This is a genomic window from Streptomyces sp. NPDC002088, from assembly GCF_040296605.1.
GTDB lineage: Bacteria > Actinomycetota > Actinomycetes > Streptomycetales > Streptomycetaceae > Streptomyces.
Genome location: NZ_JBEOXO010000004.1, coordinates 390,024 through 406,908, shown reverse-complemented (window position 1 = coordinate 406,908; position 16,885 = coordinate 390,024). Strand labels below are relative to the sequence as shown.

Sequence of the window (16,885 nt, the reverse complement as noted above, 5' to 3'; positions counted from 1 at the left end):
AGCGGATTTCTTTTACTAGTAAAACACCTGCTAAACTTGTTCCCATGAGCAGCACGAGCCCTAACTCCCGACCCCCGCTGGTCCGACGCCTTCCCCTCGCCGGCGTGCTGCGCGTGGGTCGGCCCTCCGGCATTTGGTTCAAGCCCGCGCTGAGCTCCGTCGCCTCGGTCGGCCCGCCCAACCTGGCCCTGCTGGCGCTCGGCCGGCTCGACCTGGCGATCTACACGATGGCCGGGTCGATGTGTGCGTTGTACGCCCACAACCGCCCCTACGCCACGCGGGCCCGCGCCCTGGTCTGGGTGGTGCTCGGCATGGTCGGCGGCCTCGCCATCGCCCTGGTCTCCGCGTCGCTCACCACGAACGCCGTCGTGCTGGTCACCATCGGCGCCCTCATGGCGGCTGTCCAGAAGGTGCTGTGCGAGGCCACCCGCATCGGCCCGCCCGGCAACGTGGTCCTCACCTTCATCAGCTCGGCCTCCCTGTTCGCGCCGCAGACGCTGGGGCAGGTCCCCGGGCATGTGGGACTGGCCCTCGCGGCGGGTGCCTGGGCCTGGATCGTGGGCATGGCACCCGGACTGATCCGCCCGCACGGCCCGGAGCGCCGCGCCACCGCGCAGGCCCTGAGCACGGCCGCCGCCCACGCCGCCACGCGCGGCACCGCCGACGGCCACGCCCGGACCCGCGCCGCCGCGGCCGCCGCCGTGCAGGCCGCCTGGCAGTGCCTGCTGGCCTCCGGCGCCCGCCCGGCGACCCGCCGCGCCCTCGAACGTCTCGTCATTCGCGCCGAGGTCGCGCTCACCGCGCCCGCCGACACCGACCCGGAGCGGCTGCGGCTCTGGGCGCGCGAGCTCTGCGGCGCCGGGCGGATTCCGCGGGCCGACCACCCGGAGACCGCCCTCGACGAGCTCCTCGGGGTGGACGCCGAACTCGCCGCTCCGGCACCGTCGCTGTGGCGGCGCCTGGGCCCGCTGGCCCCGATCGCCGTGCGCACCGCCATCGGCTGCGCCCTGGCCGGCTATGTCTCGCTCGCCCTCGGTGTCGGCCGCCCGTACTGGGCCCTGGTCACCGCGGCCTCCCTCTACCAGGCCAACATCACCCTCACCTGGAGCCGCTCCATCCAGCGCGTCGTCGGCAACATCGTCGGCGTGCTCGTCTTCGCCGCCATCGCCCCGCTCGCCCAAGCCAGCCAGGTCGCCCTCGTCCTGCTCTGCCTCGCCTGCGGCTTCGGTGCGGAGGCGCTGATCAGCCGCAACTACTGGCTCGGCACCGTGTGCGTGACCCCGATGGCGCTGCTCATCACCGAGTTCACCGGTTACCACCAGGCGGGCGAACTCATCACCGACCGGTTCCTGGACACCATCGTCGGCGCGCTCGTCGGCTTCGTCGCCGCGATCGCCGTCACCAACCGGCGTGCGGGCAACCGCCTCGAACACGCGCTGACCGCCGTCGACCGGGCCCGCGAACTCGCCGCCCGTCTCGTCGCCCAGCCGCACCCGGACGCCGCGGCCCTCGAGTCGGCCCGGCGCGGCCTCGCCGCCGCCCTGGTCGACCTGCGTGCCACCGCCGACGCCGCGGCCGGCGAGTGGTGGCAGCGCGCGCTGCCCGAGGAGCGGGTGGTTCTCGCCGAGCAGTCCGCACACCGTACGCTCGCGGCAGTGGCACGTCGCCAGGGACTGCACAAACCGGCGGCCACGCAGGACTGACCATGGAGGTACGGCAATGGTGCTGACGAACGGACGGCCGGCGGGCGGCCGCGCGACGCGTGCCAGGGAAAGCGGCGCCGACGCGCGGCCGGCGGGTGGCAGCGCGACCGGTGCGCAGCGGGACGACACCGTCGCCGTGGTCGTGCGGCAGTGGCGGGCCGTCCACCCCGATCTCGACACTGATCCCATGGAAGTCATAGGCCGCATCAACCGCTGCGCGGCCCTCCTCCAGCAGGCCGAGGACGCCCCGCTGCGCCGGGCCGGGCTCAGCCGTCCCGAGTTCGATCTGCTCGGCGCGCTGCGCCGCACAGGGCACGAGCTGACCCCGAGCGAGCTTGCCCGCGAGACGTTCTCCTCGGGTGCCGCCGTGACCAAACGCCTCAAGCAGCTGACCGAGCGCGGCCTGGTGGAACGCCGCGGCGACACCAGGGACCGCCGCGTCGCCCACGTCCGCCTCACGGACGTCGGCCGTGACCTCGTCGACGCGATCATGCCCGAGCAACTCGCCTACGAGACGGCCGTGCTGGAGGTGCTGGACCCGCCGAGCCAGGGTGAGCTCTCGGAACTTCTCGCGGAGCTGCTGGGCCGGCTGGAAGGCCGCATGGGGGCGCTGCGCGCCTGACGGCGGGCTCCCGCCCGCGCCTCAGCCCTCCTGGCCCGCCACGTACACGCCGAACACCGCCCCCTGCGGATCCCGCAGTACCGCGATCCGCGGCCCGTCGGGCACAGAGGTGGGCTCCATCAGGACGGTACCGCCTGCCTTCGCCGCCGCGGCCGTGGTGACGGCCACGTCCTCCACCGCGAAGTACGGCAGCCAGTGCGGCGGGACCTCGGGCGGGAACTTGTCGTCCATCGTGATCATTCCGCCGAAGTCGGCGCCGTCGATGCCCCACTGCGTGTAGTGCTCGGAGGGGTTCACGGTCCAGCCGAACACCGTGGTGTAGAAGGTCTCGGCCCGCTCGGGAGAGCGGGTCAGCAGCTCCACCCAGCCGAGAGTGCCGGGCTCGTTGAACAGCCCCGCACCCGGGAACGCCCGCGCCTGCCAGAGCTGGAAGGCCGCGCCGCCCGGATCGAGAGCCACCGCGAAGCGGCCCACGTCGAACACGTCCATCGGGCCGACCAGGACCTTCCCGCCGGCCTCCACCACCAGCCGCGCGGCGACGTCCGCGTCCGTCACGGCGAACGAGACGTTCCACGCGTCGGGCTGCGACTGCTGGTAAAGGGGCGACAGCGCGGCGACCGCCGCGTCACCGAGGTGCGCGATCGTGTACCCGCCCGCCTCCTGCCGCGGATCCGTCTCCGGACGCCAGCCGAACAGCTCCGCGTAGAACTGCTTCGCGCCCTCCAGGTCGCTGGTCCCCAGTTCGGTCCAGCAGGGCCCGCCGGGCACCGGCTTGTCGAGCTTCATGGCGTTCCTTCCGAAGGGAGACCCCCTCCAGCACGCTAGCCCCGGCCCCGGACGGCGGCCATCCGGAAACCGGCCCTGGTCCTGGTCCTGTCCTAGATGCCCGGCCGGTACCGCAGCGGATGCTCGGTCGGCACCTCCACCAGCACGATCTCCGTGCCGTCCGGGTCCGCGATCCACATCTCGACCAGTCCCCACGGCTCCTTCACCGGCGGCCGTACGATCTCGACGCCCTTCGCCAGCAGCTCGTCGTGCGCCGCGCTCACGTCCGCGACCTGCAACCACAGCCGCGGCGGCGGGGACGGCGGGGTGTCGGACCGACCGGAGACCTCCAGGAAGCCGCCGCCGAGGAAGTAGACGGTGCCGCGCTCCGGGCCCGTGCCGAACTCGCGGTAGACGGCGAGGCCCAGCTGCTCGCCGTAGAAGGCGCGCGAGCGTTCGGGGTCGGCGGGGCGCAGGAGCGTCCGGCTGCTGAGTACATGCACCATGCACCCGGAGCCTACTTGCAGCGCTACCCTCGTCCCTGCTGAGCCGCGCCACAGATCGGAGACACCCACCCATGGACACCGCCGCTACCGGACTGACCTTCCGCGACGCCACCGACGCCGACGTGGACGCGCTGGTCGCGCTCGTCGAGTCGGCGTACCGAGGGGACGCCAGCCGGGGCGGCTGGACCACCGAGGCGGACATCCTCGAAGGGCAGCGGACCGATCCGGAGGAAGTGCTGGAGGTCATCAAGTCGTCCGACAGCCGGCTGCTGACGGTGGAGCGCGACGACCAGGTGATCGCCTGCTGCCAGCTCGAGCACCGCGGCGACCACGCCTACTTCGGCATGTTCGCGGTCAGCCCCGCACAGCAGGGAGGTGGCCTCGGCAAGGTGGTCATCGCGGAGGCGGAGCGACTGGCCCGCGAGACCTGGGGTGTCGCGGAGATGCACATGACCGTCATCTCCGTACGCGAGGACCTCATCGCCTGGTACGAGCGCCGCGGCTACCGCCGTACGGGAAAGATGAGCCCGTTCCCGTACGGCGACGAGCGCTTCGGTGTCCCGCAGCGCGACGACCTGGAGTTCGAACTGCTGGTCAAGAAGTTCGCCTAATCGTCCCCGCCTGTCAGGCTGTGCAGCCCGTCAGGCCGTGAAGCGGCCCGTGCGCTTGATGTCCGGGTGGTCGGTGGTCGCGCCGTCCAGCCCCAGGGCGCGTACGAGCCGCAGGTGGTCCTGGGTGTTCACCACCCAGCCGATGATCCGCAGGTTCGCCTCCCGCGCCTGCTCGACGATCTCCAGGGTGAGCCGGCGGATGTTGAGGCAGACGGTCGCGGCCCCGGCGTCGACGGCCCGCCGCACGATGTCGGTGCCGTAGCGGCTGCCGATGAGCGCGGTCCGTACGCCGGGGACCAGCCGGGCGATCTCCACGATCGCCTCGTCGTGGAACGAGGAGACCTCCACTCGTCCCAGCAGGTCCCGCCCGGTCATGACCTGGGCCAGCGCCCGCGCCGCGGCCACGTCCTTGATCTCGGCCTGGAGGGGCGAGCGCACCGCGTCCAGGACCTCCTCGAAGACCGGGACCCGCTCACCGCGGCCCGCGTCCAGGGTGCGCAGTTCGGCGAGGGTCTTCTCGGCGATCGGGCCGCAGCCGTCGGTCGTGCGGTCCACGTCGGCGTCGTGCATGACGACGAGGGCGCCGTCCTTGCTCAGATGCAGATCGAGTTCGATGACATCGAGGCCGGCCTGCTGGGCGGCGACGAAGGAACGGAGGGTGTTCTCGGGCTCGACACCCATGACCCCGCGGTGACCGATGGTAAGGAAGTTCAAGGTTCAACTCGCTTCCGTCGACGGCGGCTCGGCGCACGCGTGGACCAGGGGCCGGACCGGAGCGGACGGCACTGTCCACACGGCAGAGCCGCAGCCTAATGGCCCGGCCCCGTGATGTACCCGCTCGTACGCAGGGCATTGGTGTGGCGCGCGTGTCGGACCTGGCACGTGCCGCCCGGGTCGGTCACCCGCGCGTGGGCGAGTCCTGCGGATATTGACCCCGGTGCGTGGCCGGATCCGGCCGTTCGGTGTGCGGGCGTGCGCCGCCCGGACGCAGGTAGCGGAAGTGCGCGCCGGTCGCATGCCCGGCAGGAAAAAGTGCGGTGACATGTGGGGAGCACAGCATAATTTCCCGACGATCCACTTGCTGGGAGAAACCTCGTATGTATACGGTCTTCGTACGCGAGGTTCTCCCGTGGAGGATGGGTAATGACGGAAATTCTTGTGCAGGTGGGTACGGAGGAGCGGGTTCCTCCCGCGACCAGGGTGATCGAGCACCCGGCGTGGCCCGTGCTCAAGGATGCCGTGGAGCAGATCCGGCCATGGCAGTCGAAGGACGGATCGATCGACTTCGACGCCGAGGGGGCCCCTGACCCGGCTGACGCCGAACTCGCCGTACGGCGTGTCGGCGACGCGGTCGAGGAGCTCTCCCCGCTGCTCCCGCACGACGCCGCGTACCACCAGGCCCTCGTCAAGGACCTGCGCCGCTGGGCCGACGGCGGCTTCCAGGTGCCCGACTTCCTCGACTCGCTGCTGGCCTTCCAGCCCGCCGCGCACCGCGAGGACGGCCTCCAGCACCTGGTCGTCTTCCCGATGTACACCCAGAACGGCAACCCCGACCGCAACCTCGAGGCCGTCGTGCTGCGCATGGTCTGGCCCGACTGGCTGGCCGAGCTGGAGCGCACCCGCTACGACAACCCGCTGTTCTGCGGCATCAAGTTCGAGGACTTCACGGCCGGATACGACACCAACTCCGCCGTCCTCTTCCCCGAGACGATCGCCGTGCGCGAGGCTCCCGAGCGCTTCAGCTGGGGCGGCATCTTCTGCGACCGCGAGGCCGCCCGCTTCCGCCGGGTCACCGATGCCGCCGTCGACATCCTCGGCCTCGACCTGCCCGCGGACATCGCCGCCATGGTCCACGACCAGAAGCGCTGCGAGGAGGCCTTCGTGCTGTGGGACATGGTCCACGACCGCACCCACAGCCACGGCGACCTGCCCTTCGACCCGTTCATGATCAAGCAGCGCCAGCCGTTCTGGATGTACGGCCTGGAGGAGCTGCGCTGTGACCTCACCGCCTTCAAGGAGGCCGTGAAACTGGAGGCCGACGGCGTCCCGCAGGCCCGTGACGTGCAGTACGCGGTGCTGTTCGACCGCATGTTCCGCTTCCCGGTCACCGGCGAGCGCGAGCGCAACTACGACGGCCTCGGCGGCCAGCTGCTCTTCGCCTACCTGCACAAGCATGATGTCGTCCGCTGGACCGACAACAAGCTGCACATCGACTGGCAGCGCGCCCCGCAGGTCACCAACCAGCTGTGCGCCGACATCGAGCAGCTGTACCGCGACGGCATCGACCGCCCGAAGCTGGTGCACTGGTTCGCCGGCTACGAGCTGGTCTCCGGCTACCTCGCCCCGCACCCGGGCTCCAAGTGGGCCAAGGGCCCGGACGCCCTGGACCTGACCCAGCCGCCGCGCAAGCTCGTGGACGACGTGCTTCCGGACGAGTTTCCGCTGAGCATGTTCTATGAGGCACTGTCCAAGAAGCTGAAGAACGTGATCGCCGCCACCAGGGGCATCACGGCGGACAGCGCCGAGCGAGTCGCCGCGTGAGCGACCGCGATACCCGGAACGCTGCTCAGGAGGCGAGGAACATGGTGGGGAACGGTGTTCTCAGCGGTGCTGTGATCGCGGTGGCAGGCGCGGGCGGACCCGCCGGGCGCGCGGCGATGATCCGGCTCGCCGACGCGGGGGCGACCGTCGTCGGCGCGGACAACGACCCCGAGCGCCTGGCGGAGGCCGTGGACGCGGCCCGCTACGGGCACGGCGGGGCCAGCGTCGTCGGCGAGACGGTCGACCTGCTGAACCTGGACTCGACCCGTGACTGGGCCACCCATGTCGAGAAGGACTTCGGCCGGGTCGACGGTGTGGTCCACCTCGTCGGCGGCTGGCGCGGCAGCGAGACCTTCATCAAGACCAGCCTCGACGACTGGGACTTTCTGGAGCTGCTGCTCGTCCGCACGGTGCAGCACACCTCCCTCGCCTTCTCCGAGGCGCTGCAGCGCAGCGAGCGCGGCCGGTACGTCCTGATCAGCGCGGCGGGCGCGACCAAGCCGACCGCCGGCAACGCCGCCTACGCCGCCGCCAAGGCCGCCGCCGAGGCGTGGACGCTGGCCCTGGCCGACTACTTCCGCAAGGCGGGGGGCGAGAGCGGGCCGACGTCCGCCGCTGCCATCCTGGTCGTGAAGGCGCTGGTGCACGACGCGATGCGCGCCGAGCGACCCAACGCGAAGTTCGCGGGCTTCACGGACGTCAAGGACCTGGCCGAGGCCATCCTCGACATCTGGAGCAAGCCCGCCGCCGAAGTGAACGGACAACGTCTGTGGCTGACCGAGAAGCCGTGAACCCTCCGAAGACCGACGCACGTCGCCATCACGACCCGGGGGTCCGCGGTTTCGCCAGTGACAACTACGCCGGAGCCCATCCGGAGGTGCTGGCGGCCTTGGCCCTGGCCAACGGCGGTCACCAGGTCGCGTACGGCGAGGACGTCTACACCGAGAACCTCCAGCGGATCGTCCGCAGTCACTTCGGGGCCTCGGCGGAGGCGTTCCCCGTCTTCAACGGCACCGGCGCGAACGTCGTCGCGCTCCAGGCGGTCACCGACCGCTGGGGCGCGGTGATCTGCGCCGAGAGCGCGCACATCAACGTCGACGAGGGCGGCGCCCCCGAGCGGATGGGCGGCCTGAAGCTGCTCACCGTGCCGACGCCGGACGGCAAGCTCACGCCCGAGCTGATCGACCGGCAGGCGTACGGCTGGGACGACGAGCACCGTGCGATGCCGCAGGTCGTCTCGATCACCCAGAGCACCGAACTGGGCACCCTCTACACGCCCGACGAGATCCGCGCGATCTGCGACCACGCCCACGCGCACGGCATGAAGGTCCACCTGGACGGCTCCCGGATAGCCAACGCCGCCGCGTCGCTGGACGTGCCCATGCGGACGTTCACCAACGCGGTCGGCGTCGACATCCTCTCCCTGGGCGGGACCAAGAACGGCGCCCTGTTCGGCGAGGCGGTCGTCGTCATCAACCAGGACGCCGTCAGTCACATGAAGCACCTGCGCAAGCTGTCCATGCAGCTCGCGTCCAAGATGCGCTTCGTGTCGGTGCAGTTGGAGGCCCTGCTCGCCAAGGACCTGTGGCTGCGCAACGCCCGCCACTCCAACGAGATGGCGCAGCGGCTGGCCGAGGGTGTTCGCGCGGTGCACGGAGTGGAGATCCTCTACCCGGTGCAGGCCAACGCCGTCTTCGCCCGGCTGCCGCACGACGTGAGCGAGCGCCTGCAGAAGCGCTTCCGCTTCTACTTCTGGGACGAGGCCGCCGGCGTCGTGCGCTGGATGTGCGCGTTCGACACGACCGAGGAGGACGTGGACGCGTTCGTCGCGGCCCTCAAGGAGGAGACGGCCCACTAGCCAGCGATGCATAGGTATGCGGTCACCTGAAAAGTCATTGACTCTCGGGTGGTCGCATTCCTATGCTCTGCGGTCATGGAGCTGATCCAGAAAACCCCTGACCTGTCCGCCTACTTGGCCGCAGACGACGTAGTCGACCATCACCATCCGCTGGTGCGGGAGACGGCCGCCCGCCTCGCCAAGGGAGCGGCCGACTCGTATGCCTATGCGCGGGCGGCGTTCGAGTTCGTCCGCGACACCATTCCGCACTCCCAGGACTCCGGCGATCTGCGCGTCACCTGGCGCGCCTCCGACGTCCTGGAGCAGGGCACCGGCATCTGCTACGCCAAGGCACACGCGCTGGCCGCGCTGCTGCGGGCCGAAGACATCCCCACGGCGCTCTGTTACCAGAAGTTCGATGTGGTGCACGGTCTCGTCGCCGTTCGGTTCAACGGTGCCTGGCACCGGCAGGACCCGCGCGGCAACAAGCCGGGTGTGGACGCTCAGTTCTCCCTCGACGGCGAGTGCCTGGCCTTCGTTCCCGATCCGGAGTCCAACGAGCTGGACTATCCGGTCCTGTACTCTGAACCGCACCCGGTCGTGCTGAGCGTCCTCAAGGCGGCCCCCGATCGGCCGTACCTCTGGAAGACCCTCCCCGACGCACTCTGAGGCAGGCGATGACCCTCTCCCTGACAGTGGCCGACGAAGTGCGCGCCCTCGCACCCGGTTTCAGCCATCTCGCCGTCGAGGCGCACGGACTCGTCAACGGACCCAGCACGGACGGCAGTGCGGCACTCCTCGACGACGCGGCCCATCGGCTCGCCGCCCGGCTGGACGGACGCGCCCCGCACGAGGACCCGCACATGGCCGCCTGGCGCGAGGTGTACACGGCGTTCGGGTCGAAGCCGTCGCGCACGCGCAACTCGGCGGAGGCGCTGGCCAAGAGGGCGCTGTCGGGGGCGGGGCTGCCGCGCATCAACCTGCTCGTCGACCTCTACAACGCCATCAGCGTCGCCCATCTCATCCCCGTCGGGGGAGAGGACATGGATCTCATCCAGGGCGGAATGCGCCTCGTGCGCGCCACCGGCGACGAGGACTTCGTGACCGTCGCCGGCGGCGAGGAGGCCGTGGAACACCCCGATGCCGGCGAGGTGGTGTGGCGCGACGAGGAGGGCGTGACGTGCCGCCGCTGGAACTGGCGCCAGGGCCCGCGCACCCGGCTCACCGAGGCGACGACCTCGGGCGTCTTCCTGCTGGAGGGCATGGCCCCGATGCCGGTCCCCGACGTCGAGGCGGCCTCGGCCGAACTCGCCGAGCTGCTCGAGAAGTTCAGCCCGGGAGCGCGGATCACGATCCGCCCGCACGGAAGTTGAACCCGCAGGTGACCCCGGATGCGGAGACCGGTCCGCCGTGCTGTGATGGGGAGAGAGCAATCGGCGAACCAGGCAATCCGCGGAGATGGTCGCGATGGCCGCATTCAAGCTCGGAGAACCCGTGGGAGAAGAGCACGGGAGAGGGCTGACGAAGATCTCGTCCCCGGCGACGGCGCCTCCAGTCGTCCTCCGTGTCCAGCCGGAGTCCTACATCCGCCTGGAGACCCCGGAAGAACTGCGGACTTGGGAAGAGGCGGTCCGCGCCACCACGGGCCTGAGGATCGATGCCAGTCACATGGCCGGCTCGGCGTCCGAGTCCTGCTCGTGCGGTTGCAGCGACGACTGCTGCGTGGACTGCCCCGAGTAATGATCCTCACGGTGTCCGTGGCGGACGACCTCCACGCCCTCGCCGTCGCGGACGCCGCCGCCCGCCGCCGGTACGGCGCGTTTCACGTCGTGGAGTGCGACCGGATCGGCGGTCGGCGCAGCCTGGCATGGAGCTCCCACGCCGATTCGCCCGCCACGGTCCTGACGTCCGAGGGGCTCGCACTGCCCCTTGAAGACGTCGCGGTGCTGTGGTGGCGGAGGATGCGAGCGAACCAGCAGGTCTCCACCCGGGCCGCGAGCGACCATGAGCGACGGCTGGTGAACAACGACTGCCGTGGTGCTCTCGGAGGTGTCCTCGCGGCCGCCTTCAAAGGCCGGTGGATATCGTCCCCGGAAGCCACCGACCGGGCGGCGGACAAGCTGTACCAGCTCGCCGTGGCACGCGAAGAGGGATTCCGGGTACCGCGCACCCTCGTCTCGCAGTCACGCCAGGACGTGGTCGAGTTCGCCCGGCAGGCCGGACGGATCATCGTCAAGCCGGTGGTGGGCGCGACCGGCCCGCTGATGTTCACTCAGTACGTCGACGACCCGTCGTCGATTCCCGAGGAGTCCTTCACGGTGTGCCCCGCCGTCTATCAGGAGTACGTTCCCGGGCGGCACCACATCAGACTCAACTGCTTCGGCGAGGACATGTACGCGGCCCTCATCGAAACCGACGACCTCGACTGGCGCCCCGATCTGAACGTCCCCATCTCCAGGTGGCACGTCCCGGACGAACTGGCCCGGCGCGTCAGCGCGGTACTGCGACGACTCGGCCTGCGCATGGGGATCATCGACATCAAACTCACGCCGGACGGTGAACCCGTGTGGCTGGAAGTGAACCCACAGGGACAGTTCCTCTTCCTGGAACCGCTCCTGGGCGAACCGCTGGCCGACCGCTTCCTGGACTACCTGATCTCACAGACCTGAGCGCCCGGGCGGCAGTTCGGCGCGCGCTGTCCGCGCGGCCACCGCCCGGCCGTCAGCGCGCCTCGGCCGCCCGCACCTCTTCCGGCGTCGGCGCCGTGCCGCCCAGGTGGGCCGGCATCCACCAGGTGTCCTCAGGACCCTTCGGGCGTACGGGATAGGCGCGCTGGGCGGCCTCCAGCAGCTCCTGGACGCGCTCGCGCAGCCGGCGGGTGATGGCGCCCGCGTACTGGTCGCGGGGAGCCTCCACCGGCTCGCCGACCCGGATGGTGATCGGGGTGTGGCTGCGCTTGAAGTTGCGCGGCTGGTCCTTGGTCCACAGCCGCTGCGTGCCCCACACCGCCATCGGGATCAGCGGGACGCCCGCCTCCTGAGCCAGCCGGGCGGCACCCGACTTGAAGCTCTTCAGTGCGAACGACTGCGAGATCGTGGCCTCCGGGAAGACCCCGATGATCTCACCGGACTTCAGCGAGTCCAGGGCGTGCGCGTACGCCGCTTCCCCCTGCTTGCGGTCCACGGGGATGTGCTTCATGCCGCGCATCAGCGGACCGGAGATCCTGTGCCGGAAGACGGACTCCTTCGCCATGAAGCGAACGAGACGTTTCTGCGGGAGCGCCGCCAGACCGTCGAAGATGAAGTCCAGATAGCTGATGTGATTGCTCACCAGCACGGCGCCGCCCGAGCGCGGGATGTTCTCCGACCCCTTGCAGTCGATCTTGAGGTCCCACACCTTGAACAACGTGCGCGCGAGTCCGATGACGGGGCGGTAGACCAGTTCAGCCATGGACGGAGTGGACCCTTCCTTCTCTGTCTGGGAAGGGATCTCCCAGCGGGAAACTTACGCAGCCGTAGGTTTACGGCATCTCGCAGATCGTGCCCGAAGAACGGCTGGGGAGCCAGTCCTGGTGCCCGGGTGTGGCGAGATCCTCGTCACTTCGGCCGCATGATCCACCTGCGCTTTTAACCCGCCTTTACTCTGCGCGGACCGTGACGCGCCGGATGAGCAGGTACATCTCGCAGCCGAGGCAGTACCCGAACGCGGCATTGAGGAAGGCCGCCGCGAGCGCGGCCCCGGTCGCCGCCAGACCCAGCCACTGCGGACCCGCCGTGAAGCCCAGGAGCCCGACGACAGTGAAGGCGAGCCCGACCGCCTGCGCGAACTGCGGTGGCTGGGGCGCCTCGAACTCCGTCGGCGGCCCGATCCGCGGCCGTACGAACGTGCGGAACAGCCAGCCGTAGGGCGAGCGGCTCACCCCGCCGGCCGCCCCCAGCGCGAACGCGAGCAGCTGCCAGGCCAACAGCCAGGCGTTTCCGGTGATCAGAACGACCGCCAGTACGACGGTCGTCAAGGCCGCCCCGAAGCGCGGTCCCCTCACATCGATGTCCATGAGTCAAGCATTCCGTAAGACAAACTCTTCCGGGGAGTCGGGAATCTTTGCAGTCTGGTGAACGCTTGTGCAGGCGATGACCGGACTTGTGGTGTGCGTGGTGGTGCTCGCGGCGGCGAGCGCCTACGGAGTGCTGCATCGGCGGCGGAGCGGGAGGGTACGCGTGCGCGGGCGCGACGACGGAAAGTGGCTGGGAGCCGCCCAGTTGGGTGAGGAACTCGGTGAGCGTGCCACGCTCGTGCAGTTCTCCAGCGCCTTCTGTGCGCCCTGCCGGGCCACCCGGCGGGTCCTCGGTGAGGTCGCCGGACTGGTCCCGGGCGTGACCCACGTCGAGATCGACGCCGAGGCCCACTTGGACCTCGTACGCGAACTCGACATCCTCAAGACCCCGACCGTGCTCGTCCTCGACGCGGACGGACGGGTCGTACGGCGTGCCACCGGTCAGCCGCGCAAGGCGGACGTCATCGCGGCACTCGGGGAGGCGGTTTGACGCCTGTGGCGCGAACGGTGAGGCACCTCCCATATGCCGGGACGCACTTGACTGCGCGTACCACCTATCGTCAGCCTGACCGTATGCCTACGGAACTCCTTCTCTTCGGGCGGGTGCACGTCGACCTCGCCCGCACTGCGAGCGCGCGCTGTCCGGGCTGCTGAGCAGCCACGAACCCGCTCGTCCCCTCCCTCAGAAGGACAACTCCATGACGGCCACGCCCGACCTCGGCACCCCCCAGCTCGCCTCTCCCGATCTGCTGCGCTCCGTCTTCCGGCGGCACGCGGCGGGAGTCGCCGTGATCACCGCCCGCGGCGACACGGGTCCGGTCGGCTTCACCGCCACCTCCCTCAGCTCCGTCTCCGCCGAGCCCCCGATGCTCTCCTTCGGCATCAGCACCGGCGCCTCCAGCTGGCCGGCCGTGTCCGAGGCCTCCCATGTCGGCGTCCACATACTCGGCGAGCATCAGCAGGAGCTGGCCGCCACCTTCGCCCGCAGCGGCGCCGACCGGTTCGGCGCCCCGACGGGCTGGCGCGAGGGTCCCGAAGGTGTCCCCGTCCTTGACGACGTCTCCGCCTGGCTGGTGTGCCGGGTTGTCACCCGGGTGCCCGCGGGCGACCACCGCATCGTTCTCGGCGAGGTCGTCCTCGGCGATCCCGCGGGCCCCGGCCGTCCGCTCATATACCACCAGGGCCGCTTCAACGCTCTGCGTGACTGATCACGTCGCCGTGCCCCTGCGAAGCCGTCGAGTTCCGATTACGCTGCGTTGCAAAGGTCACAGTTCAAAGCGCTTGCTTAGTGGGAACGAACTGGGTGTACTGACGAGTAATATTTCGGTCGGAGCGCGGGCCGCCCCGACCGGGATCGGCCGCTTGGGGCGCCTATGCTGCCTGCAAGTAGGCAGCCGAAATAGAGACGATGCAGTAGGAGAGCCGGCGTGAGCTTGAGGATCGTTGTCACTGTGAAGTACGTGCCCGACGCCACTGGCGACCGGCACTTCGCCGATGACCTGACCGTCGACCGGGACGACGTGGACGGTCTGCTCTCGGAGCTGGACGAGTACGCGGTCGAGCAGGCGCTGCAGATCTCCGAGAACTCCGACGACGACGTGGAGATCACCGTTTTGACGGTGGGCCCGGAGGACGCCAAGGACGCGCTGCGCAAGGCGCTGTCGATGGGCGCCGACAAGGCCATCCACGTCGAGGACGACGACCTGCACGGCACGGACGTCATCGGCACCTCCCTGGTGCTGGCCAAGGCCATCGAGAAGGCCGGCTTCGACCTGGTCATCTCCGGTATGGCCTCCACCGACGGCACCGCCGGCGTGGTCCCGGCGCTGCTGGCCGAGCGCCTGGGCGTCCCGCAGGTCACCCTGCTGTCCGAGGTCTCCGTCGAGGACGGCACGGTCAAGGGCCGCCGCGACGGCGACGCCGCCTCCGAGCAGCTCGAGGCCTCCCTGCCGGCCGTCGTGTCGGTCACCGACCAGTCGGGCGAGGCGCGTTACCCGTCCTTCAAGGGCATCATGGCGGCCAAGAAGAAGCCGGTTCAGTCCTGGGACCTCGAGGACCTCGAGATCGAGGCCGAGGAGGTCGGTCTCGAGGGTGCCTGGACGAAGGTCGACTCCGCGACCGAGCGCCCCGCGCGCACCGCCGGCACGATCGTCAAGGACGAGGGCGAGGGCGGCAAGCAGCTCGCTGAGTTCCTCGCGGGCCAGAAGTTCATCTAAGGCCCGCAGTCGCTGACCGCCCCTCAACTTATCCACGCAGGAGAGCAATCCCATGGCTGAAGTCCTCGTCTACGTCGACCACGTGGACGGTGCCGTCCGCAAGCCCACCCTCGAGCTGCTGACGCTGGCCCGCCGCATCGGCGAGCCCGTCGCCGTCGCCCTGGGCGCCGGTGCCGAGAACACCGCCGCCGCGCTCGCCGAGCACGGCGCGGTGAAGGTCCTCACGCACGACGCCGCCGAGTACGCCGACTACCTGGTCGTACCGAAGGTGGAGGCGCTGCAGGCCGCCGTCGAGGCCGTCTCCCCGGCCGCCGTGCTGGTCCCCTCCTCCGCCGAGGGCAAGGAGATCGCCGCCCGCCTGGCGCTGCGCATCGGCTCCGGCATCATCACCGACGCCGTCGACCTCGAGGCCGGCGACGAGGGCCCGGTGGCCACCCAGTCGGTGTTCGCCGCGTCCTTCACCACCAAGACCCGTGTCTCCAAGGGCACCCCGGTCATCACGGTCAAGCCGAACTCGGCCGCCGTCGAGGCCGCCCCGGCCGCCGGTGCGGTCGAGGCTCTGAACGTGTCCTTCTCCGACAAGGCCACCGGCACCAAGGTCACCGGCCGCACCGCCCGTGAGTCGACGGGCCGTCCGGAGCTGACCGAGGCCGCGATCGTGGTGTCCGGCGGCCGTGGCGTGAACGGCGCGGAGAACTTCGCGATCATCGAGGCGCTCGCCGACTCGCTCGGTGCCGCCGTCGGCGCCTCGCGTGCCGCGGTGGACGCCGGCTGGTACCCGCACACCAACCAGGTCGGCCAGACCGGCAAGTCGGTCTCGCCGCAGCTGTACATCGCCTCCGGCATCTCCGGCGCGATCCAGCACCGCGCCGGTATGCAGACCTCCAAGACGATCGTGGCCATCAACAAGGACCCCGAGGCCCCGATCTTCGACCTGGTCGACTACGGCGTCGTCGGCGACCTGTTCGACGTCGTCCCGCAGCTCACCGAAGAGGTCAAGACCCGCAAGGGCTGATCACCGCCAGGCTGTACGAGGCCCCCGTGACCGCACCGGTCACGGGGGCCTCGCCTCGTCCCAGGCTCAGTGAGGCCAGCACCGGCAGATGGTCGCTCGGGTACTGGCCGTTCACCCGGAACGTGTCGACCGACTCCCGGCGGACCGCGACATCCGGCGTCGCCAGGATCCAGTCGATGCGGTCACCGTCCGGCCTCAGCGCCCCGTACCCGTGGAACGTCCCGTAGGCGGGGCCGCGCCGCCGCGCGGTGACCCACGTGTCGACGAGGCCGGTGCCCAGCAGGGTGTCGTAGGCCGGGCTGTCGTGGGCGACGGCGTTGAAGTCGCCGGTGAGCAGGACCGGCAGGGAGCGGCCGAGGGCGGTGATGCGCTCGGCGATGAGGGTGGCGGCACGCGCGCGTGCGTACTCGCTCTTGTGGTCGAGGTGGGTGTTGAGGACGTGGAACTGCCGTCCCGCGTCGAGCAGATCGCGGAAGCGGACCTGCGTGACCAGGCGGGGGTAGGCACCGCCCCAGGTGTTGGAGCCGGGCACGTCGGGCGTGTCGGAGAGCCGGAAGGTGGTGTGCTCGACCGGGGCGAGCCGACGGGTGTCGTAGAAGACGGCCACCGACTCCTCGCGGCCGCCTCCGGCAGTGCCGATCCAGGCGTAGTGCGGCCCGAGGTCGGCCTCGATGTCGCTCAACTGGGGGAGCCGGCCCTCCTGGGTGCCGATGACGTGCGGGGCCGCCCCGCGCAGGAGGGCGCGCATCACGGGACGGCGGTCCGCCCAGCTGTTGGGCTCGCTGGTGCCGGCGACGCGGAGGTTGAACGTCATGACCTCCAGCGGGGGGACGGGCGACGGCTGCACGGGCGCGTAGCGTTCGTCCCGGGCCTCGGAGGCCCGTACCGTGCCGAGCAGGGGTACGGCGGCCACGGCGGCCACGAGGGTTCTCAGCCCCGCCCGCCGGGTGGGCCCTTTGGTGCTCGCCATGTGTTCCCCTCCCCTTGGGAGCCAGGATGAAGGGGGGACCGCCTG

The 16,885-nt window shown here is 70.4% G+C and carries 20 protein-coding genes; 14 read left to right on the top strand and 6 right to left on the bottom strand.

Annotated elements, in window-relative coordinates:
• Window positions 1–44 precede the first annotated feature (44 nt).
• Entirely contained in the window at window positions 45–1,703 is a 1,659-nt protein-coding gene (locus ABT114_RS11815) for an FUSC family protein (RefSeq protein ID WP_351141260.1), read from the top strand.
• A 16-nt stretch (window positions 1,704–1,719) separates the two neighbouring features.
• Window positions 1,720–2,325: a MarR family winged helix-turn-helix transcriptional regulator gene (locus ABT114_RS11810; RefSeq protein WP_351141258.1), complete on the top strand. Its 606-nt coding sequence runs from the start codon at window positions 1,720–1,722 to the stop codon at window positions 2,323–2,325.
• Between the two features lie 21 nt (window positions 2,326–2,346).
• On the opposite strand, the gene ABT114_RS11805 is transcribed toward ABT114_RS11810, so the two are convergent.
• Complete coding sequence (locus tag ABT114_RS11805) at window positions 2,347–3,111, bottom strand: VOC family protein (protein WP_351141256.1); 765 nt, start codon at window positions 3,109–3,111, stop codon at window positions 2,347–2,349.
• Window positions 3,112–3,203: 92 nt separating this feature from the next.
• Window positions 3,204–3,596, bottom strand: coding sequence for a VOC family protein (locus ABT114_RS11800; protein WP_351141255.1), 393 nt, complete (start codon window positions 3,594–3,596; stop codon window positions 3,204–3,206).
• Window positions 3,597–3,667: 71 nt separating this feature from the next.
• On the opposite strand from ABT114_RS11800, the gene ABT114_RS11795 reads away from it, so the two are divergent.
• The gene (locus tag ABT114_RS11795; RefSeq protein ID WP_351141253.1) at window positions 3,668–4,207 is read left to right on the top strand and encodes a GNAT family N-acetyltransferase; all 540 of its coding nucleotides are present in this window, start codon (window positions 3,668–3,670) and stop codon (window positions 4,205–4,207) included.
• A gap of 30 nt (window positions 4,208–4,237) precedes the next feature.
• Here ABT114_RS11795 and ABT114_RS11790 read toward each other — a convergent pair whose 3' ends face one another.
• Window positions 4,238–4,921, bottom strand: coding sequence for a glycerophosphodiester phosphodiesterase (locus tag ABT114_RS11790; RefSeq protein ID WP_351141251.1), 684 nt, complete (start codon window positions 4,919–4,921; stop codon window positions 4,238–4,240).
• Window positions 4,922–5,350: 429 nt separating this feature from the next.
• On the opposite strand from ABT114_RS11790, the gene ABT114_RS11785 reads away from it, so the two are divergent.
• The 7 genes from ABT114_RS11785 (at window position 5,351) to ABT114_RS11755 (ending at window position 11,254) form a co-directional block, all read left to right on the top strand.
• The gene (locus ABT114_RS11785; protein WP_351141249.1) at window positions 5,351–6,748 is read left to right on the top strand and encodes a DUF6421 family protein; all 1,398 of its coding nucleotides are present in this window, start codon (window positions 5,351–5,353) and stop codon (window positions 6,746–6,748) included.
• A 41-nt stretch (window positions 6,749–6,789) separates the two neighbouring features.
• Complete coding sequence (locus ABT114_RS11780; protein WP_351141247.1) at window positions 6,790–7,539, top strand: SDR family oxidoreductase; 750 nt, start codon at window positions 6,790–6,792, stop codon at window positions 7,537–7,539.
• On the top strand, window positions 7,536–8,606 hold the full coding sequence (locus tag ABT114_RS11775; protein ID WP_351141245.1) for a threonine aldolase family protein: 1,071 nt from the start codon (window positions 7,536–7,538) through the stop codon (window positions 8,604–8,606). Before ABT114_RS11780 ends, ABT114_RS11775 begins: the two co-directional genes overlap by 4 nt.
• A gap of 75 nt (window positions 8,607–8,681) precedes the next feature.
• Window positions 8,682–9,254, top strand: a complete 573-nt coding sequence (locus ABT114_RS11770; protein WP_351141243.1) for a transglutaminase domain-containing protein — start codon at window positions 8,682–8,684, stop codon at window positions 9,252–9,254.
• A gap of 8 nt (window positions 9,255–9,262) precedes the next feature.
• Window positions 9,263–9,958 (top strand): B3/B4 domain-containing protein, encoded by a 696-nt coding sequence (locus tag ABT114_RS11765; RefSeq protein ID WP_351141241.1) that lies wholly within the window; start codon window positions 9,263–9,265, stop codon window positions 9,956–9,958.
• A gap of 94 nt (window positions 9,959–10,052) precedes the next feature.
• Window positions 10,053–10,325, top strand: a complete 273-nt coding sequence (locus tag ABT114_RS11760; RefSeq protein ID WP_351141239.1) for a hypothetical protein — start codon at window positions 10,053–10,055, stop codon at window positions 10,323–10,325.
• Window positions 10,326–10,342: 17 nt separating this feature from the next.
• The gene (locus tag ABT114_RS11755) at window positions 10,343–11,254 is read left to right on the top strand and encodes an ATP-grasp domain-containing protein (RefSeq protein ID WP_351141237.1); all 912 of its coding nucleotides are present in this window, start codon (window positions 10,343–10,345) and stop codon (window positions 11,252–11,254) included.
• Window positions 11,255–11,306: 52 nt separating this feature from the next.
• Here the strand turns inward: ABT114_RS11755 and ABT114_RS11750 are convergent, their stop codons facing one another.
• The gene (locus tag ABT114_RS11750) at window positions 11,307–12,035 is read right to left on the bottom strand and encodes a lysophospholipid acyltransferase family protein (RefSeq protein WP_351141235.1); all 729 of its coding nucleotides are present in this window, start codon (window positions 12,033–12,035) and stop codon (window positions 11,307–11,309) included.
• A 187-nt stretch (window positions 12,036–12,222) separates the two neighbouring features.
• Window positions 12,223–12,639, bottom strand: a complete 417-nt coding sequence (locus ABT114_RS11745; protein WP_351141233.1) for a DUF4395 domain-containing protein — start codon at window positions 12,637–12,639, stop codon at window positions 12,223–12,225.
• A gap of 76 nt (window positions 12,640–12,715) precedes the next feature.
• On the opposite strand from ABT114_RS11745, the gene ABT114_RS11740 reads away from it, so the two are divergent.
• From ABT114_RS11740 to ABT114_RS11725, 4 genes are all read left to right on the top strand, one after another.
• On the top strand, window positions 12,716–13,129 hold the full coding sequence (locus tag ABT114_RS11740) for a thioredoxin family protein (protein ID WP_351141231.1): 414 nt from the start codon (window positions 12,716–12,718) through the stop codon (window positions 13,127–13,129).
• A 208-nt stretch (window positions 13,130–13,337) separates the two neighbouring features.
• On the top strand, window positions 13,338–13,847 hold the full coding sequence (locus ABT114_RS11735) for a flavin reductase family protein (protein ID WP_351141229.1): 510 nt from the start codon (window positions 13,338–13,340) through the stop codon (window positions 13,845–13,847).
• Between the two features lie 219 nt (window positions 13,848–14,066).
• Window positions 14,067–14,855, top strand: a complete 789-nt coding sequence (locus ABT114_RS11730; protein ID WP_351141227.1) for an electron transfer flavoprotein subunit beta/FixA family protein — start codon at window positions 14,067–14,069, stop codon at window positions 14,853–14,855.
• 52 nt (window positions 14,856–14,907) lie between these two features.
• Window positions 14,908–15,870, top strand: a complete 963-nt coding sequence (locus ABT114_RS11725) for an electron transfer flavoprotein subunit alpha/FixB family protein (RefSeq protein ID WP_351141225.1) — start codon at window positions 14,908–14,910, stop codon at window positions 15,868–15,870.
• Here ABT114_RS11725 and ABT114_RS11720 read toward each other — a convergent pair.
• Window positions 15,851–16,840 carry an endonuclease/exonuclease/phosphatase family protein gene (locus ABT114_RS11720; RefSeq protein WP_351141223.1) on the bottom strand — a complete coding sequence of 330 codons (990 nt, stop codon included), beginning with the start codon at window positions 16,838–16,840 and terminating at the stop codon, window positions 15,851–15,853. The genes ABT114_RS11725 and ABT114_RS11720 overlap by 20 nt on opposite strands.
• Window positions 16,841–16,885 lie beyond the last annotated feature (45 nt).

Excerpts from the sequence above, each read along its gene's own strand:
- ABT114_RS11815 (WP_351141260.1), top strand. The coding sequence starts at position 45 with ATGAGCAGCACGAGCCCTAACTCCCGACCCCCGCTGGTCCGACGCCTT.
- ABT114_RS11810 (WP_351141258.1), top strand. The coding sequence starts at position 1,720 with ATGGTGCTGACGAACGGACGGCCGGCGGGCGGCCGCGCGACGCGTGCC.
- ABT114_RS11805 (WP_351141256.1), bottom strand. The coding sequence starts at position 3,111 with ATGAAGCTCGACAAGCCGGTGCCCGGCGGGCCCTGCTGGACCGAACTG.
- ABT114_RS11800 (WP_351141255.1), bottom strand. The coding sequence starts at position 3,596 with ATGGTGCATGTACTCAGCAGCCGGACGCTCCTGCGCCCCGCCGACCCC.
- ABT114_RS11795 (WP_351141253.1), top strand. The coding sequence starts at position 3,668 with ATGGACACCGCCGCTACCGGACTGACCTTCCGCGACGCCACCGACGCC.
- ABT114_RS11785 (WP_351141249.1), top strand. The coding sequence starts at position 5,351 with ATGACGGAAATTCTTGTGCAGGTGGGTACGGAGGAGCGGGTTCCTCCC.
- ABT114_RS11780 (WP_351141247.1), top strand. The coding sequence starts at position 6,790 with ATGGTGGGGAACGGTGTTCTCAGCGGTGCTGTGATCGCGGTGGCAGGC.
- ABT114_RS11770 (WP_351141243.1), top strand. The coding sequence starts at position 8,682 with ATGGAGCTGATCCAGAAAACCCCTGACCTGTCCGCCTACTTGGCCGCA.
- ABT114_RS11765 (WP_351141241.1), top strand. The coding sequence starts at position 9,263 with ATGACCCTCTCCCTGACAGTGGCCGACGAAGTGCGCGCCCTCGCACCC.
- ABT114_RS11760 (WP_351141239.1), top strand. The coding sequence starts at position 10,053 with ATGGCCGCATTCAAGCTCGGAGAACCCGTGGGAGAAGAGCACGGGAGA.
- ABT114_RS11750 (WP_351141235.1), bottom strand. The coding sequence starts at position 12,035 with ATGGCTGAACTGGTCTACCGCCCCGTCATCGGACTCGCGCGCACGTTG.
- ABT114_RS11745 (WP_351141233.1), bottom strand. The coding sequence starts at position 12,639 with ATGGACATCGATGTGAGGGGACCGCGCTTCGGGGCGGCCTTGACGACC.
- ABT114_RS11740 (WP_351141231.1), top strand. The coding sequence starts at position 12,716 with ATGACCGGACTTGTGGTGTGCGTGGTGGTGCTCGCGGCGGCGAGCGCC.
- ABT114_RS11735 (WP_351141229.1), top strand. The coding sequence starts at position 13,338 with ATGACGGCCACGCCCGACCTCGGCACCCCCCAGCTCGCCTCTCCCGAT.
- ABT114_RS11725 (WP_351141225.1), top strand. The coding sequence starts at position 14,908 with ATGGCTGAAGTCCTCGTCTACGTCGACCACGTGGACGGTGCCGTCCGC.
- ABT114_RS11720 (WP_351141223.1), bottom strand. The coding sequence starts at position 16,840 with ATGGCGAGCACCAAAGGGCCCACCCGGCGGGCGGGGCTGAGAACCCTC.